Below are 15,038 nucleotides of genomic sequence, written 5' to 3' on the forward strand. Positions count from 1 at the left end.
TCTTCAAAGTCCGATTTTCGGACGGTTTACGCGCGAGGCTTGAACTCTTTCCTACACTGTCGCGCTGGCTAAAGGTCGGATAGGTTGCCCCCATATCGCTGACCTTGGCTGATTACGTAGCGCGCGATTTCGGATTCGCCAAGGGGTTATCTGCTAAGATTTTATCGCTGCGATAACGCGGTCGTTTCCGCCAAGGTCTTGTTGGTAGAAAAGATCGGTAAATTGCGCAGATTCCAAGAGCTTAGAGACTGAATGCTTTTGGTCATATCCGATTTCCAAAATCAGATGTGCACCAGATTTCATTCGGTTGGCAGCATGCGCGATGATCTCGCGATAAGCGTTGAGCCCGTCAGGTCCGCCATCAAGCGCAGCGGGTGGATCAAAGTCTCGCACTTCCGGCGCCAAGGTCGGAATGACGGCGCTTTCAATATAAGGCGGATTGGAGACGATGAGATCGCAAGCGCTCCAGCCGGTCCATGCGGTCCAGGAGCCTAAAAACGTCGAAACGCGTTTTGTCTGCCCAAGGCGGCTGAAATTCTCTTCCGCCAGGCTCAACGCCTCCGCGCTCGCTTCCACCGCGATGCCCGAGGCGGCGGGGAAGGCGTGCAAACACTCTGCGAGCAAAACTCCGCTACCGGTGCCGAGATCGGCGATGGTGAGAGGATCGGCTTGCCGAGCGTCTAGACGCTGCTGGGCAACCGCGATGATCTCTGCGCTGTCATCGCGTGGGATCAAAGCCCGAGCATCTGACTTTAGATCGAGATGCATGATCGACGCAGATTGCAGGATATGTTGCAGCGGCTCTCGCTTCGTCCGGCGCGTGATATAGGATTTAAAACGGGCCAGGTCTTCGGGACTGATAAGGCTCTGGTCCAAATCTGAGGTTGTGTCACCCTGGGCGCCGAGCGCAAATCGCAACAGCTTTTTCGCGTCATGTTGCGGGCTTGGCACGCCCGCTTCGGCGAGTTGGACAGCGGCTTGGCGGATCAGATCTGTCGCAGTGGGTTCGCTCACGCGTCTTCCATGGCGGCAAGTTTGCGGGCCTGGTCCTCGGTCATCAGCGCGCTGACCACATCTTCAAGCTTATCGCCAGCAATCACCTTATCCAGGGCATACAGTGTGAGACCGATCCGATGGTCAGTGACGCGGTTTTCGGGATAATTATAGGTTCTGATTTTTTCAGAACGGTCGCCGGATCCGACCTGCGAGGCGCGAGCTTCGGCGCGTTCGGCATCGCGCTCTTGCTTCTCTTTTTCATAGAGCCGGATTTTTAGCTGCTGCATCGCCTTATCGCGGTTCACGTGCTGCGACTTTTCCGAACTGGTCGCAACGATGCCGGTCGGCAAGTGGGTGATCCGCACCGCCGAGTCGGTGGTGTTCACGTGCTGGCCGCCTGAGCCAGACGCACGCATCGTGTCGATGCGAATATCCTCATTGCGGATTTCAATCTCAACGGTTTCAGGCGCGGGCAGAACCGCGACTGAAGCGGCAGACGTATGCACCCGGCCTTGGGTTTCAGTGGCGGGCACGCGCTGGACGCGATGCACCCCAGATTCCCATTTCAGCCGGCCATAGACGCCATCGCCTTCGACACTTGCGATCACTTCCTTATAGCCGCCAACATCGCCGCTTGAGGCGCTTTGTACCTCGACTTTCCAGCCTTCAAGCTGGGCGTAACGCGAATACATTCGAAACAGATCGCCTGCGAACAAGGCCGCTTCGTCACCGCCGGTTCCAGCGCGAACTTCGAGCACGATATTGGCTTTGTCGTCCGCATCTTTGGGCAAGAGCAAGAGTTGCATCTCGCTTTCGGCTTCGGGGATGCGGGCCTTTAGATCGTTTAGTTCTTCTTGGGCGAGTTCGGCCATTTCTGGGTCATCGCCTTTGACCATGGCTTCAGCTTCTTCGAGCCCATCGCGCATGGCAATCAAATCGCGCGCAGCATCTACCACTGGCTTTAGCTCAGAGTGTTCACGCGACAGCGCAACAATCTCATCGCTATCGGTCGTCGCGCCCATACGGGCTTCGACCTCTTCGAATCGTTCAATGACTTGTTCAAGGCGGGACTGAGGTATTGTGGCCATGCCCCGCCTCTAAACCGGATCGCGCCCTACAGGAAGACCCGAAAGGCTTCGAGCGCGCCCATCACGATTAGAACGATGGATCCAAGGCTAAAGACCATGAAGCGCAGCATGACTTTCGGGGACAAGATTTGCACGAAAGAGTGCAATATCCGGATACCGACATAGGCATAGGCGAGGTTCAGCATCAGCGAACTATCGCCGCCCGTGAGCCCAGCAAACAGCATCAAGGCGTAGAAGATGGTCGGTTGTTCGTGCAGGTGATTGTAATTGTCAGCGACCGACCGAACATTTGCCGGTAACTTGTCGCCATAGGTTCCGGGATGGCGCGCCGAATCCGGATCGATTTTGGCTTTCTGCATGGCCGGAATACGCGTCGCGTACATCCATATCCACATGATCAAGGTCCAACACACGAGGATCAGAACCGGCGTCAAAAACGCCTGCAATTCTGCCACTTGTCCATCCAATAGCGTCGAAAAAGCCGCGCTGAAATCCGGTGCTTCCATTTCCATTATTGCCTCCCGCATAGTTGTTATTGTGGAAGGCTAGGGCTTATCGATGCGATTGCAAACCCGTTTCGTTGCGGGAATCGGGTCCGAAATGCGCGGTCATGAAGGCGGTGAATGCGTCAATATCTTCGGAGACAACGCTGTGCCCACCTGGGCGCAACCAGTAGGAGATCTCAGCGCCGGGTACGAAATCGCGCATCTTCGCAGCGTCCGGCAGGCCGTTGACGCCGCTCGCTTCATAGACCCGGTCGGCAGCGCGGGCGAGGATGAAGGAGGAGTTCGGATCCGACCAAACATCGCGTCGGCCATTGCCTAGAAAGATCGGCTTCGGGGCCGAGAGCGCGAGCAGGAAATGCTGATCCAAGGTCAGCTCCACACCGGCCTCCAAATCCGTCGCAAGGTCTGGACGAAGCCAGTGGGGATAGGATTTCGCCATCCGCACCAAAGTCTCTCCCGTCTTAGAACGAGAGCTTGAGCCGCCGCCAAATCCGGACTGATGGGCCACAGCCGCCGCAATCTGGTCAGACCAACCAGAAGCGATGAGAGCTGATTTGCCATAGCGAGAGTGCCCAATCGCAGCGATTGAGCTGGCATCGATGCGAGCATCCTCGCCGAACACGCCAGCGGCCGCATGAAAACCGAAGGCCCAAGCCATCAAGGCGCTGGTGGGTTGTGGTCCTGGCTCGAGGTCGGCCATTGTGGTTTGCGCGGACCCGTTCGTGTCTGGGACAAAGCTCCAACCCGAGAAACTTGCATAGGCTAGACCGGCATCGAAATAGCGGTCGATTGGGGCATAAGCGATATAGGTGCCAAAAATATTGGTCGCGATGAAACCGACCGTGCCGGTCATTTCTGAGCCTTCGCAGACGCCGCCGCCAAATTGGGTGACGGGGTCATTTCGAAAGACAGAGCAATTGCTTGAGAACGTCTGGCTGATCAGCAGCGGGACGGGTTGATTTTGTGCCTCATTTGGGATCGCGATCACAACGGGGAAACTGCGCGCGCCTGCGCCCTCTCCGATGGTGAGCGTGATTTCCTCGAGCGTGCCGCGGCCATCGAGATAATTTGCGTCAATTGTCCGGGGCTCGCTGGCACTTACGGGCAAGTTTTCAGGCCAAGGACCGTAAAGTTCGGCTTCGAGGATTTCCCGTGCGCGGTCCGCATCAAAGGGCAGGGTGATGTCTGGGGTTGGTGCCGCGCGATTATCGGTTTCGAGGCTGGCATAATTCAGGCCCAGCATCGTGCAGGCGGACATGCCGCCAACGACAATCGCGCCTAACATTAGACGCATCATCCATTTCAGAATTTGCCAGATCATGCTTGGCGTCTCCTTTGGCCCCGTTTCCGATTAACTCGACCACCGGCGATGGCAAGCGACGGGCGCGAAATCTATCTTCACGACTGCGCGATCTTCGATATAAAGCCGTATGCAAATGCTCGTTCGGTCCATCATCGCCGTGATTTTGGGGGTCATTTTTGGGGCGCTGACGGCGCTCTGGTTTGGTGGAATGATTTCCGGCGGTCCAACCATTGGGAACGCGATTGATGTTGATGGTTGGCGCAGTGATTGGTCAATCGGATCCGAAAGCGCCGATCCTTATGTCCGCGCCCGCGTCGCTCGCAATGGCTTGATGGGCCTCCGCAAAGAAGAAGCGGTCTATTTTCTGAAAACTGAAGATGATGCCGGTGAGCCGTTAAGCGAAGCATGTACCTATCGCGTTTCCGGCGGCGTGATGCCGGCCGCATGGTGGTCAATTACGCTCTACGATCCGGACAATCGTTTGCCGATGAATGAGGATGGGCATCTGTCCTTCGATCAAACCCAAGCCGAACAGACCGGCGCGGGGGATGCGAGCGCTTGGGCGTTTCAGGTATCGGCGGACGCGCCCGATGACGGGTCCGCCTGGGTGTCAAGCAAAGCGGGCGACACGTTTGATCTGACATTGCGTCTGTATCAGCCCGAGGCGCGTTTGCTCGAGGAGCCTACGGTTTCACTTCCCGCACCGCGAATTGAGCGCCTGTCTTGTGATACGGGGGTCAGCTAATGCGTTTGATCGTCCCTTTGATTGCCTTTGTGTTGAGCGGCCTGCTCGGACATTTTTTTGTGCTCACCAGCATACCCAGCTTCATCATGGGAAAAGCGCACCAAACTTTTGAGTCCCAAGGCCTGCCGGAGAATGTGTTTGTCGCCTCCCCGCGTCAAACACCGCAAACTCAGCGCATTGTTCGGCCATCGCCAGACCTCGCTTATGCCATTTGCCGGTTTGATACGATTTCGGGACCCGTTTTCATCAATGCTCCGACGGGTGAGGGGTATGGCTCGCTGTCGATTTTTAACTCTAAAACCGACAATGTATTCGTTGCGGATCTCGGCCCCGAGAGTGATTTCCAAGGCATCGAGGTTCGGCGCGCCGCTGAGAATAATCGTGAAGGCGCGTTGAAACTGGACGGGCGCGGGATTGCGCTAATCCGCCGATTGGCGCCCACCCAAGAGCAACATGACGCGGCCGCAAGCCTGGTGTCTGGCGCGACCTGCGCTGTGGTTGATTAAATAGGCTTACTCTGCCGCGACAGGGTCTGTTTCAGCGTCGCGCTGCGCTTTCAGACGAGCAGCCTTGGCTTCGACCTGTTCAACAATATGCTCGACCATATCGGCGTTTGATAGTTTGTGATCGGGCCGGCCAGAGACATACATCATGCCACTCTCTTTGCCGCCGCCGGTGAAGCCGAGATCGGTCATTGCAGCTTCGCCAGGGCCGTTCACGACACAGCCAATAATCGACAGCGTGATCGGTTCAGCAATGTGCGCGAGGCGTTCTTCCAATGTCTGCACGGTGGAGATGACATCAAAGCCTTGGCGCGAGCAGCTGGGGCAAGAAATAATGTTTACGCCGCGGGTTCGGAGCCCGAGCGATTTCAGCATATCAAAGCCGACTTTGACCTCTTCAACCGGATCATCGGACAGTGAGACGCGGATCGTATCGCCAATCCCCATCCACAAGAGACTGCCCATCCCAATTGAGGATTTTACAGTGCCAATGCGCCGCCCGCCGGCTTCGGTAATGCCCAAATGGAGCGGCGCGTCTGTCGCTTCAGCAAGCTGCTGATAAGCCGCCACAGCGAGGAACATGTCGGAAGCTTTGACGCTGATTTTATAGTCGTGAAACCCAAGATCATCGAGGATGCGGGCATGATCGAGCGCGCTCTCCACCATCGCTTCAGGGCAAGGCTCACCATATTTTTCGAGCAAATGCTTCTCGAGCGAGCCGCCATTCACGCCGATACGGATCGAGCAGCCATTGTTACGCGCTGCGCTGACCACGTCTTTGACCCGGTCTGCTGATCCGATATTTCCGGGATTGATGCGCAGACAGGCGGCGCCCGCTTCGGCCGCTTCGATTCCGCGCTTATAGTGAAAGTGGATGTCTGCTACGAGCGGCACGGGCGAGCCCTTCGCGATTGCCGCAAACGCAGTGGTTGAGTCTTGGTCGGGACAAGACACGCGCACGATGTCGGCACCGGCATCGGCGGCGCGTTGAATCTGGTCGAGCGTCGCAGCGACATCCGGCGTTGGCGTATTGGTCATCGTCTGCACAGAAATCGGCGCATCACCGCCGACCGCGACGGATCCAACTTGGATCTGGCGCGAGGTGCGGCGGTCAATGTTACGCCAAGGGCGGATCGGATTATGCGTCATAGCGGCGCCTTATACGTCTTATACCGCTCCATTTGGTGGAAGATTGTGGTCAGGTAAAGGCCCCGACATGCCGCAGGAAATAGATCAAATTTCATCTATCGACTAAACCGTCCGGAAAACATGGTCTGCTATGTGCACCCAATGGGACAGGCACGTATCTCGGAGTGGGCCATGCGCGAATTACCAACTCTAGGCGTTTTCGCACCGCGGTGGAAAAAGCGGTTCGACGAATTTGCGCGCGACAAACGTGGAGTCGCAGCGGTCGAGTTCGCGATGATCGCGGTTCCGTTTTTCTTTCTGATTTTTGGACTGCTTGAAGTCTGTGTGATCTTCATCATGTCATCGATCTTGGAGCACGGCGCCAGTGAAGCGGCCCGTTCGATCCGAACTGGCCAATTCCAACAAGCTGGGTTCGACCAAGCGCAGTTCAAAACTGATGTTTGCGCGGAGCTGTTTGGACTCTTGAGCTGCGATTCAAAACTGCAACTCGATGTTCAAACCTTCAGCAATTTTGCCGGCACCGGCAACCCTGATCCGTTAGATCCAGCGACCGGTGATCTGGCCACCGACACATTTGGATTCGTTCCAGGCGCGCAGAATGATATTGTCGTTGTTCGCGTCTTTTATGAGTGGGATTTGATCATCCCTGTGATGAGCGCGCCGCTGGCGAATATGAGTAATAATCGCCGCCTTCTGCAGGCCACGATCGCGTTTCGGAATGAGCCGTTCGGTAATTCCTCGGCGTCTCCTTAAGGACTGATATGATGTTTGGGTTGTCTTCGTTTCGCAAACGTAAGCTGAGCAAATCTGAGGATGGCATCTCTGCTGTCGAATTTGCGCTGATCGCGCCGCTTATGGCGATGATCTATTTTGGCTGTATCGAGCTATCGATCATGATGACGCTTGACCGCAAAGTCACCGGCGCCACCGCTGCGCTGGGAGACCTGACCTCTCGCGCGGCATCGGTCAATAATGATGAGCTGAGCGATATTATCGAAGCGGCCCGGATGGTGATGCAGCCAAATGATATGACCGGTGCGCGGATCCGAGTGACAAGTCTGTATGAAGACAGCGGCGACGTGAAAGTGGCGTGGAGCGATGGCTGTAACCTAACCGCCCATGCCGTAGATCAAACCATGACCATTCCGCCAAACCTGATCCCTACCGATGGCACTTTGATCATGGCTGAGGTTGAGTTCGATTATAACTCAAATATCGGCTATTTCTTCAGCACGGCCAAAGAGCTGTCAGATACTTTCTATCTGCGCCCGCGCCGGGTTGATGAGATTACGCGTGACCGCTCAGATGGCGCGTTTTCCTGTGCTTACGCTTCGCCCTAATAGAGCGGGCGTCAGTAGATCGGATTAGGCTTCATATGCTCTGGGGTTTTGTCGGCATCGACAAAGAACGCAATTCCGATCAGACCGGCTAAGAATAGCAAGCCAACGCCTGAAAAGCCGATCCGCTCATCGTTGAAAGCGGCGGTCATAACGCTGACCAATATGGGCCCCATCCAAACGGTAACGCTCGCCGCCATCGCGTAGAAACCAAAGAACTCACCAATTCGGTCAGGCGGAGATATATGTACAAGCATGTATCGGCTAGAAGAGATGCAGGCGACGATCGAAATCCCCACCGGCGCCACCATGCAGAAGTAAACGACATCCGAGAGGCGTGTGAACAGGCCTGTTCCAAAGCCGTTCCAAACGTCATGGCCTGCTGGAATGAGTCCGAAAAGCAAAGCATCCGGTGTGATCGAAAGCTGCAGGATGAGCAGGATCAAAATCGCGCTCAGTTCGATCAAAAGCGCGCGTTTTGGTCCGAGCCAGCCATCAAGGGCGCCGCCGACAAAACCGCCTAAAGCGCCAATGAGAGATCCGGCAATGCCGTAAACCATGACCTCGGTGAGGCTCCAACCCAAGATATTCGCAACGTAAACGGCGCCCATTGTCAGGATCACGGCTAACCCGTCTGCATAGATCATTCGCGCCAGCAAAAACTTCATCACATTTGGCGTTTCACGGAATTTTTCTAAGACGAACTGGAACGCATTTATCGGTCCTGACCACAAGTAATTCAGAACAGGGGGCGCGCCCCAAAGCTTGAAATTCGGAGGCGTGAAGGTTTTGACCGCGCCTGAACGCCAGCTGCCTATGCTTCCTACCCGGTCAGGCATGAACAAGAAAAACGGGATAATGAAAATTCCCAACCAGATCGCGACAATTGGGCCCGACAATGGGCCGATACCGTTCGGTTGAGATTGTACCCAGGGGTTGAGATAGGAAAGGGCAATCAACCCGATTAGCATGATAACGCCGGCGACATTTCCCATTGCCAACCCTAATCCCGAAATCATCGGCAAAGCGCTCGGTTCACCGGCAGCGGGGAGTAAGGAATTATGCAGAAGTTCCGAGATTGTGTAACAGCAATAAGCGGTGGCCAGGAGCACCATTCCAATCGGCACCGCCCCTGGCGTTTCCGGGAGGATTAGGCCAAGTCCCATCGAGCAAATGCCCATCAATAAAAGCACCGCGAAAATGAACAGCTTCTTCCGCCCGCCCTTATCGACGATTACGCCCAAGACTGGCGCAAGCACTGCCATGATCAGTCCTGCCGCGGCGATCGTGTTTGCGACAACGATTTGACCGGCTGGCCCACCGCCAACCACCTCTCTGGCGAAATAGGGCGTGAACACATAGATGACGATGACATTGTAATAAGGGTTTCGGGCCCATTCAAAAATCGCCCAGGCCAGTCCCTTTATGTCAAATGCGCCTCCGGTGGCCGGTTGAAGTTCAGACGTCGCGTCGGTCGGCGCGTGGCTCATAAACAGACTCCCATCGCGCTACTTCTTGGCGCTTTGTGACAACCCTGAAACATTCCGACACAGTTGGGAAGAGCGAATGCTGGGGTGTCACGCTGCGACATACGCTGCGCTTGACGCGCGCAATGACGCAGATAAAGACAAGCAAACCTGTTTTGGAGACTATGATGGCTGCGAATGATTATACCCGCGGTGAAATGAATATCGACGCTCAAAAGAGCATGTATGTCGGCACGATGAAGGCTGGCGCATGGGGCGCGATCATTACGCTACTCATGCTGGCACACGCGACCTTCACACTGTCTATGGGCATGAATTGGCTGGTTTCGCTGGTGATTTGCGCAGGCGGCGGGATTGTGATTGGTCTCGGCATGGGCTTTGGCGGTGCTTGGGTGGCCACGATGATTGCCCTGTCCGGCTTGGCTTTGTTCGTTCAGCTGCTGATTTTCTTGTTCCAATTGGTCCTCTAGAAAGAGACCAGATTGATTGAGACGAGCGGCTGCCTTGGCGGCCGCTTTTTTCATGTCCCGATCCCTGGCGCGAATCGCTGAACGCCCTTACCTTTGAGCTATGCCTGACAGCGCCCCCTTGACCTCGCGACCCATCATTCGCCAGCTGCCGCCCGATGCTGTTAATCGGATTGCGGCCGGCGAAGTCATTGAACGGCCCGCTGCGGCGATCAAAGAATTGGTCGAAAATGCTTTAGATGCAGGCGCCCGATCGGTCAGCGTTTCAATCGAAGGCGGCGGCCTGAAACGTCTGATCGTTGAGGATGATGGCTGCGGGATGAGCGGTGAGGATATGCGGCTCGCGCTCGAGCGGCATGCCACGTCCAAGCTTAGCCCCGGTGAAGATGGGCGGATTGATCTGCTCAATATACACACAATGGGATTTCGCGGCGAAGCGCTGCCCTCCATTGGCTCGGTCAGCCGGATGACACTAACCTCCCGCGCGGCAGGCGAAGACGCGGCAGAGCTGTTTGTCGAAGCGGGCCGAATTGAAGGCCCGAAACCCGCCGCCTTTGCAGGCCGAGGGCTGACCGGCACGCGGATCGAGGTGCGGGATCTCTTCCATGCCACCCCTGCGCGTTTGAAATTCATGAAGTCTGAGCGGTCAGAGACGCTGGCGATCACCGATGCCTTGAAACGGCTCGCCATGGCGCGAGCGGATGTGGCGATCTCGCTGGAAAGCAATGGGCGTAGCGTGTTTCGCTACGCTGCCCATCCCGATACCGAGGATGGCCGTTTGCAGCGTTTAGGCGCGATTATGGGGCGCGAGTTTCGGGACAATGCGCTGGCTGTCGATGCCGAACGCGAGGGCGTGCGCCTGTCTGGTTTTGCGGGGCTGCCAACGCTCAATCGCGGCAATGCGCAGCGCCAATATCTGTTTGTGAATGGCCGCCCAGTCAAAGACCGTATGCTCAACGGAGTGATCCGCGCGGCGTATCAAGATTTTCTGGCACGCGACCGTCACCCGATGGCGGCTTTATTTGTCGATCTCGATCCAGAATATGTGGATGTGAACGTCCACCCGGCGAAAACTGAAGTTCGGTTCCGCGATGCTGGCAATGTTCGTGGGCTAATCATTGGTGCTTTGCGGCATACGCTGGCGGCGGCGGGGCATCGTGCCAGCACGACCGTCGCCGCAGCGGCGCTCGGGAAGGCGCAAGCTGAACCAGTTCAAGCGGATGTGTTTCGACCCTCGACGCTATGGGCGGACCCGCGAACCGCAAGGCCCACAGCGCCTGTGTCTGGATTTTCAAACCCAAGCTTCCAAGCGCCGCAGTCGCAGTCATATACGGCTTTCGATTCCGCTTCTCCTGCGGCTGATGGGCAGCCGTCGGCTCGGGTGGAACCCGAACAGGCCGCGCCCATCACTGACTTCCCTTTAGGGGTCGCGCGCGCGCAATTACACGAGACTTATGTCGTCGCGCAAACAGATGATGGAATCGTGATTGTCGATCAGCACGCTGCGCATGAACGCCTGGTCTATGAAGACATGAAACGCCAAATGGAGATTGGCGGCGTCAAACGCCAGGCGCTTCTAATCCCGGACGTGGTTGAGCTGACCGAGGATGAAGCCGTGCGGGTTTTAGAGCGCGCGCCTGAACTGGCGGAGCTGGGTCTAGAGCTTGAGCCGTTCGGCAAAGGTGCGGTCTGCGTCCGCGCCACGCCCGCTTTGTTTGGTGAAATGGATGTCGCGGGTCTGATCCAAGACTTGGCGGATGATTTTGCTGAATATGATGCCGGACTGGCTTTGAAAGAGCAGTTTGAAGAGGTCATGGGCAATATGGCCTGCCGCGGCTCTGTGCGGGCTGGACGCCGCCTCAATGCGGAAGAGATGAACGCGCTGCTTCGGCAAATGGAAGCGACGCCGCATTCGGGACAATGCAATCACGGGCGTCCAACTTATGTTGAGCTAAAGCTCGCGGATATTGAGCGCTTATTCGGTCGCCGTTAGGTCAAACGCCTGAGACATAACGAAAAATCAACCTGCGCGTGTATAAATGCGGCATGACAGGTGATGGACAAGCACTGACCAGCGGCAGCCGCAACGGGTATTCCGTGGCGTTTTATGCGCTTATTGCCTTTGGCTTGGTTCAACTTGCGTTTATTTGCTTTGACGTCGTTTACGGGTTTTCCCATCAGGTTTTGATCTTCGAAGTGGTTGTGTCTTTGCTGATCACGATAAGCTGTGTCGCGATCATTGCCCGCGAAAGCCACCGCACCGAACTCGCTGATGAGACCGCGGATCGACAGCTCACGAATCTCGCGGATTTCGCCACAGACCTGTATTGGGAAACCGACTTAGAGGGCTACATCACCACATGCGGCGGGCGGATGATGAGTACGATTGCCCCAGACAAGACCACCATCCTTGGTCACCATTATATGCATGTGATCAAGCTTGAGGATCGCGAACGAGAAAAAATGCTCGCCGCGCTACAAGCGATCAAACCCTACTCAGATATCCTTTCAGTCATGCAGGATCCCGCGGGCAAGAAATATCATATTTCTTTGTCGGCGACGCCGCGCCTTAATCGTCATGGCGAGGTGATCGGTTATCTTGGCGTTGGCACCAATGTGACCCGCCGGATCGAAGCCCAAGGCCGCCTGCGCCATATGGCCGAACACGACATGCTGACGGGGCTCGCGAACCGCTACGCGTTCCAGAACCGGATTGAGAAAGACATCGGCAACAGTTCCGAAGACGAGAATGTTGCGATGCTCGCGATCGATCTCGATAATTTCAAAATGATCAATGATACCTATGGCCACCAAGCCGGAGACGCTTTGTTGAACCAGGTCGCCAAACGCATTCGCAAAACCATTCGCGGAGATGATTGGGCGGCGCGGCTGGGGGGTGACGAGTTCGTTGTGATTACTCGCAATACACCAAACCCGATGGATGCCTGTTTGATGGCGGCACGACTGGTGACGGCGCTTTCGCGTCCCTATCAGATTGGCGGCGTTGATCTCGCCTGTTCAGCGTCTGTCGGGGTGGCTTGCGCGCCGCTACACGCCGGAGATTCGGCGACCTTGATGAAATATGCAGACCTTGCGCTGTATGAAGCGAAAGGATCCGGCCGGAGCTGCTATCGATTGTTCGAAGCCCCGACCGCATCAACTTTTCTTCGCAATTAGAGGCTGGAGCGTAGCATCCAAGCCGATTTGTCAGCGAGCGTGGCGCGCTGGATCAAGAGGTCTACGGTGACATCGTCGCCGGCGCTTTCGGCGACCTGAATGCCGTCCCGCAGCGCCCGCGCCAAGACTTCATGACCGGTCGCTAGATTTGCTACCATGGTGGGCGCATCCGGAACCGTATTGTCTGGTCCGATCGTTGCGAACTCTAGCATTTCACCAGAAGATCCAGGCGCAAACGCTCCAAGCGCGCGGATACGTTCCGCGATTTCGTCGAGCGCATTCCAAAGATCAGTATACTGGGTCATGAACATCGTATGCAGGGCCTGAAAGTTCGGGCCCGTGACGTTCCAATGATAGCCATGTGTTTTGGAATAAAGCGCATAGGTCTCTCCCAAAACGCGTTTAAGAGCGCCGACTGATTGTGTGCGGCTCGCTTCGTTCAATCCGATTTCAAGTGCCATGAAACCCTCCTTTCATCTCGTGTGTTTCGAGATGGGAGGCGTTTCTTGGGATACAAATTGGAAGTCGAACTAGCTTCTATAGAAGGTTTCTATGGCTAGACGACTATGACAAGCTTGCGCAAAAGCGTTGGATCCGCGCCATCGCATCCTGCAGGGCTTCGGTTGAGGTCGCATAAGAGACGCGGAACGCGGGCGACAAGCCAAACGCTTCGCCCATCACGACCGCCACTTTCTCCTGTTCCAGAAGCTCAGAGGCGAAATCCGTATCGGTCTCGATCCGCTTGCCAGATAGCGCCGTTTTGCCGATCGCGCCCGCGCAAGATGGGTAGACATAAAACGCCCCTTCTGGGGTGTCGCAGGTCAACCCTTCCGCTTTGTTGAGTTCTGCCACAACCATATCCCGACGCTGGCGGAAGACTTCATTGCGCTCGGCCAAGAAACTGTGGTCACCATTCAGCGCCGCGATTGCAGCATATTGAGAGATGGAGCTCGGGTTAGAAGTGGTCTGGCTGATGACTTTACGCATCGTTTTGATCAGTTCTTCAGAGCCACCCGCAAAGCCAATCCGCCAGCCTGTCATCGCATAGGCTTTGGAGACGCCGTTCATGGTCAGCGTGCGATCATAGAGGCCAGGTTCAACTTGCGCGATCGTGCTATATTCGAACCCGTCATAGACCAAATGCTCGTACATATCATCGGTCATCACCCACACTTGCGGGTGGCGCAGCAACACTTCGCCCAGCGCTTTAAGTTCATCGCGTGTATAAGCGGCGCCGGTCGGGTTAGATGGTGAGTTGAGGATCAACCATTTGGTTCGCGGCGTGATCGCAGCTTCGAGCGCTTCCGGTGTCAGCTTGTATTTGGCATTCGGGCCGCAAGAGACGATCACGGGTTTGCCGCCGCACAGTTTCACCATTTCTGGATAAGACACCCAATAGGGCGCCGGTACGATCACCTCGTCGCCTTCGTTCAGGGTCGAGACGAGCGCATTATAGATGACCGGCTTGCCGCCCGGAGCGACATGGATCTGTGCAGGCGTGTAAGTCAGGTCATTATCGCGTTTGAACTTGGCGCAAATCGCTTCTTTCAGCGCGGGCAGACCATCGGCAGGCGTATATTTGGTTTTACCCTCTTGAATTGCCTGGATCGCTGCGGCTTTGATATGATCAGGCGTGTCAAAATCAGGCTCACCGGCGCCTAAACCAATCACATTCTCGCCCGCCGCTTTCAATTCCGCAGCTTTCGTCGTTACAGCGATAGTCGCTGACGGGGCCACACGGTTGACGGCTTCGCTCAGAAATGAAGGGCTGGTCATGGCGTATCTCCAATAGGACGCCGCCCGTGTAAGCCGCTATGCGCATGCGTGCAAGCGTCTGTAATTGATTTGCGATCGATTAAATTTCAACTCTTACGTTAGTAATGTTGTGACCCATTAGGACTATAAGTCTCGGGGCTTGGGGACCAAGGATGAAGGCTATGTTGTTCATACGTAGTGCCAGTACGGACCTATACCAAAGAGCCATCGATCAGTTCGTGATCGATGTGGAATTCTATTTTGGTGAAATCGGCAGCTATATCAACGATCTCAGCAATGAAGAGCGGACACTTTATCTGTGCGCATTCATTCTGTTTTTGATCTATGTCATTGTCGCGCGCGCCCGGCGGAAATACAATCCTGGCAGCCTTGGCCGACAATTTGCGGGCGCTGTTTTGCTGATTGGGGTTGTCCTGATTGGCGGCGGCGCACTGATTGAGTCAGGCGGCGGAAGCTATAGCGGTATCTTTCGGATCTAGGCGGCGACGCATTCCACCCCTAAAT

General features: G+C 55.9%; 16 protein-coding genes. 8 read left to right on the plus strand and 8 right to left on the minus strand.

Going from position 1 to position 15,038, the window contains the following annotated elements:
* Positions 1–153: 153 nt before the first annotated feature.
* From prmC to MY069_RS09575, 4 genes are read right to left on the minus strand one after another with little or no spacing between them, the layout of a single operon-like run.
* On the minus strand, positions 154–1,014 hold the full coding sequence (gene prmC, locus MY069_RS09560) for a peptide chain release factor N(5)-glutamine methyltransferase (RefSeq protein WP_482793552.1): 861 nt from the start codon (positions 1,012–1,014) through the stop codon (positions 154–156).
* The gene (gene prfA / locus MY069_RS09565; RefSeq protein WP_482793553.1) at positions 1,011–2,084 is read right to left on the minus strand and encodes a peptide chain release factor 1; all 1,074 of its coding nucleotides are present in this window, start codon (positions 2,082–2,084) and stop codon (positions 1,011–1,013) included. Before prfA ends, prmC begins: the two co-directional genes overlap by 4 nt.
* A gap of 26 nt (positions 2,085–2,110) precedes the next feature.
* A complete protein-coding gene (locus MY069_RS09570) occupies positions 2,111–2,596 on the minus strand; it encodes an MAPEG family protein (protein ID WP_482793554.1) in 486 nt (161 codons plus the stop codon).
* 40 nt (positions 2,597–2,636) lie between these two features.
* A complete protein-coding gene (locus MY069_RS09575) occupies positions 2,637–3,911 on the minus strand; it encodes a glucuronyl esterase domain-containing protein (RefSeq protein ID WP_482793555.1) in 1,275 nt (424 codons plus the stop codon).
* A gap of 115 nt (positions 3,912–4,026) precedes the next feature.
* Between MY069_RS09575 and MY069_RS09580 the strand changes: the two genes are divergently transcribed.
* Together MY069_RS09580 and MY069_RS09585 are read left to right on the plus strand one after the other, a co-directional pair.
* Complete coding sequence (locus tag MY069_RS09580) at positions 4,027–4,638, plus strand: DUF1214 domain-containing protein (RefSeq protein WP_482793556.1); 612 nt, start codon at positions 4,027–4,029, stop codon at positions 4,636–4,638.
* A complete protein-coding gene (locus MY069_RS09585; RefSeq protein WP_482793557.1) occupies positions 4,638–5,144 on the plus strand; it encodes a DUF1254 domain-containing protein in 507 nt (168 codons plus the stop codon). The genes MY069_RS09580 and MY069_RS09585 overlap by 1 nt, the downstream gene beginning before the upstream one ends.
* 6 nt (positions 5,145–5,150) lie before the next feature.
* On the opposite strand, the gene ispG is transcribed toward MY069_RS09585, so the two are convergent.
* Entirely contained in the window at positions 5,151–6,290 is a 1,140-nt protein-coding gene (gene ispG / locus MY069_RS09590) for a flavodoxin-dependent (E)-4-hydroxy-3-methylbut-2-enyl-diphosphate synthase (RefSeq protein ID WP_482793558.1), read from the minus strand.
* A gap of 171 nt (positions 6,291–6,461) precedes the next feature.
* Here ispG and MY069_RS09595 point away from each other — a divergent pair, with 171 nt between their 5' ends.
* Positions 6,462–7,043 carry a TadE/TadG family type IV pilus assembly protein gene (locus MY069_RS09595; protein ID WP_482793559.1) on the plus strand — a complete coding sequence of 194 codons (582 nt, stop codon included), beginning with the start codon at positions 6,462–6,464 and terminating at the stop codon, positions 7,041–7,043.
* An 8-nt stretch (positions 7,044–7,051) separates the two neighbouring features.
* A complete protein-coding gene (locus tag MY069_RS09600; RefSeq protein ID WP_482793560.1) occupies positions 7,052–7,630 on the plus strand; it encodes a TadE/TadG family type IV pilus assembly protein in 579 nt (192 codons plus the stop codon).
* 11 nt (positions 7,631–7,641) lie between these two features.
* Here the strand turns inward: MY069_RS09600 and MY069_RS09605 are convergent, their stop codons facing one another.
* Positions 7,642–9,117 (minus strand): MFS transporter, encoded by a 1,476-nt coding sequence (locus tag MY069_RS09605; RefSeq protein WP_482793561.1) that lies wholly within the window; start codon positions 9,115–9,117, stop codon positions 7,642–7,644.
* 164 nt (positions 9,118–9,281) lie between these two features.
* Here MY069_RS09605 and MY069_RS09610 point away from each other — a divergent pair, with 164 nt between their 5' ends.
* The 3 genes from MY069_RS09610 (at position 9,282) to MY069_RS09620 (ending at position 12,758) form a co-directional block, all read left to right on the plus strand.
* On the plus strand, positions 9,282–9,584 hold the full coding sequence (locus tag MY069_RS09610; protein WP_482793562.1) for an aa3-type cytochrome c oxidase subunit IV: 303 nt from the start codon (positions 9,282–9,284) through the stop codon (positions 9,582–9,584).
* Positions 9,585–9,684: 100 nt separating this feature from the next.
* Positions 9,685–11,574 carry a DNA mismatch repair endonuclease MutL gene (mutL, locus tag MY069_RS09615; RefSeq protein ID WP_482793563.1) on the plus strand — a complete coding sequence of 630 codons (1,890 nt, stop codon included), beginning with the start codon at positions 9,685–9,687 and terminating at the stop codon, positions 11,572–11,574.
* Between the two features lie 53 nt (positions 11,575–11,627).
* The gene (locus MY069_RS09620) at positions 11,628–12,758 is read left to right on the plus strand and encodes a diguanylate cyclase domain-containing protein (protein WP_482793564.1); all 1,131 of its coding nucleotides are present in this window, start codon (positions 11,628–11,630) and stop codon (positions 12,756–12,758) included.
* Here the strand turns inward: MY069_RS09620 and MY069_RS09625 are convergent.
* Positions 12,755–13,219, minus strand: a complete 465-nt coding sequence (locus MY069_RS09625) for a Dps family protein (protein ID WP_482793565.1) — start codon at positions 13,217–13,219, stop codon at positions 12,755–12,757. The genes MY069_RS09620 and MY069_RS09625 overlap by 4 nt on opposite strands.
* 103 nt (positions 13,220–13,322) lie before the next feature.
* Positions 13,323–14,534, minus strand: coding sequence for a pyridoxal phosphate-dependent aminotransferase (locus tag MY069_RS09630; protein WP_482793566.1), 1,212 nt, complete (start codon positions 14,532–14,534; stop codon positions 13,323–13,325).
* Positions 14,535–14,695: 161 nt separating this feature from the next.
* On the opposite strand from MY069_RS09630, the gene MY069_RS09635 reads away from it, so the two are divergent.
* Entirely contained in the window at positions 14,696–15,013 is a 318-nt protein-coding gene (locus MY069_RS09635) for a hypothetical protein (RefSeq protein ID WP_482793567.1), read from the plus strand.
* Positions 15,014–15,038 lie beyond the last annotated feature (25 nt).

It is taken from the genome of Hyphomonas sp. ske169, from assembly GCF_056850855.1.

What these genes read in the sequence shown, in the direction of transcription:
- MY069_RS09580 (WP_482793556.1), top strand. Translation starts at nt 4,027, where the DNA reads ATGCTCGTTCGGTCCATCATCGCCGTGATTTTGGGGGTCATTTTTGGG.
- MY069_RS09620 (WP_482793564.1), top strand. Translation starts at nt 11,628, where the DNA reads ATGACAGGTGATGGACAAGCACTGACCAGCGGCAGCCGCAACGGGTAT.
- MY069_RS09570 (WP_482793554.1), bottom strand. Translation starts at nt 2,596, where the DNA reads ATGGAAATGGAAGCACCGGATTTCAGCGCGGCTTTTTCGACGCTATTG.
- MY069_RS09585 (WP_482793557.1), top strand. Translation starts at nt 4,638, where the DNA reads ATGCGTTTGATCGTCCCTTTGATTGCCTTTGTGTTGAGCGGCCTGCTC.
- prfA (WP_482793553.1), bottom strand. Translation starts at nt 2,084, where the DNA reads ATGGCCACAATACCTCAGTCCCGCCTTGAACAAGTCATTGAACGATTC.
- MY069_RS09600 (WP_482793560.1), top strand. Translation starts at nt 7,052, where the DNA reads ATGATGTTTGGGTTGTCTTCGTTTCGCAAACGTAAGCTGAGCAAATCT.
- MY069_RS09575 (WP_482793555.1), bottom strand. Translation starts at nt 3,911, where the DNA reads ATGATCTGGCAAATTCTGAAATGGATGATGCGTCTAATGTTAGGCGCG.
- MY069_RS09635 (WP_482793567.1), top strand. Translation starts at nt 14,696, where the DNA reads ATGTTGTTCATACGTAGTGCCAGTACGGACCTATACCAAAGAGCCATC.
- ispG (WP_482793558.1), bottom strand. Translation starts at nt 6,290, where the DNA reads ATGACGCATAATCCGATCCGCCCTTGGCGTAACATTGACCGCCGCACC.
- MY069_RS09595 (WP_482793559.1), top strand. Translation starts at nt 6,462, where the DNA reads ATGCGCGAATTACCAACTCTAGGCGTTTTCGCACCGCGGTGGAAAAAG.
- mutL (WP_482793563.1), top strand. Translation starts at nt 9,685, where the DNA reads ATGCCTGACAGCGCCCCCTTGACCTCGCGACCCATCATTCGCCAGCTG.
- MY069_RS09610 (WP_482793562.1), top strand. Translation starts at nt 9,282, where the DNA reads ATGGCTGCGAATGATTATACCCGCGGTGAAATGAATATCGACGCTCAA.
- MY069_RS09630 (WP_482793566.1), bottom strand. Translation starts at nt 14,534, where the DNA reads ATGACCAGCCCTTCATTTCTGAGCGAAGCCGTCAACCGTGTGGCCCCG.
- MY069_RS09625 (WP_482793565.1), bottom strand. Translation starts at nt 13,219, where the DNA reads ATGGCACTTGAAATCGGATTGAACGAAGCGAGCCGCACACAATCAGTC.
- MY069_RS09605 (WP_482793561.1), bottom strand. Translation starts at nt 9,117, where the DNA reads ATGAGCCACGCGCCGACCGACGCGACGTCTGAACTTCAACCGGCCACC.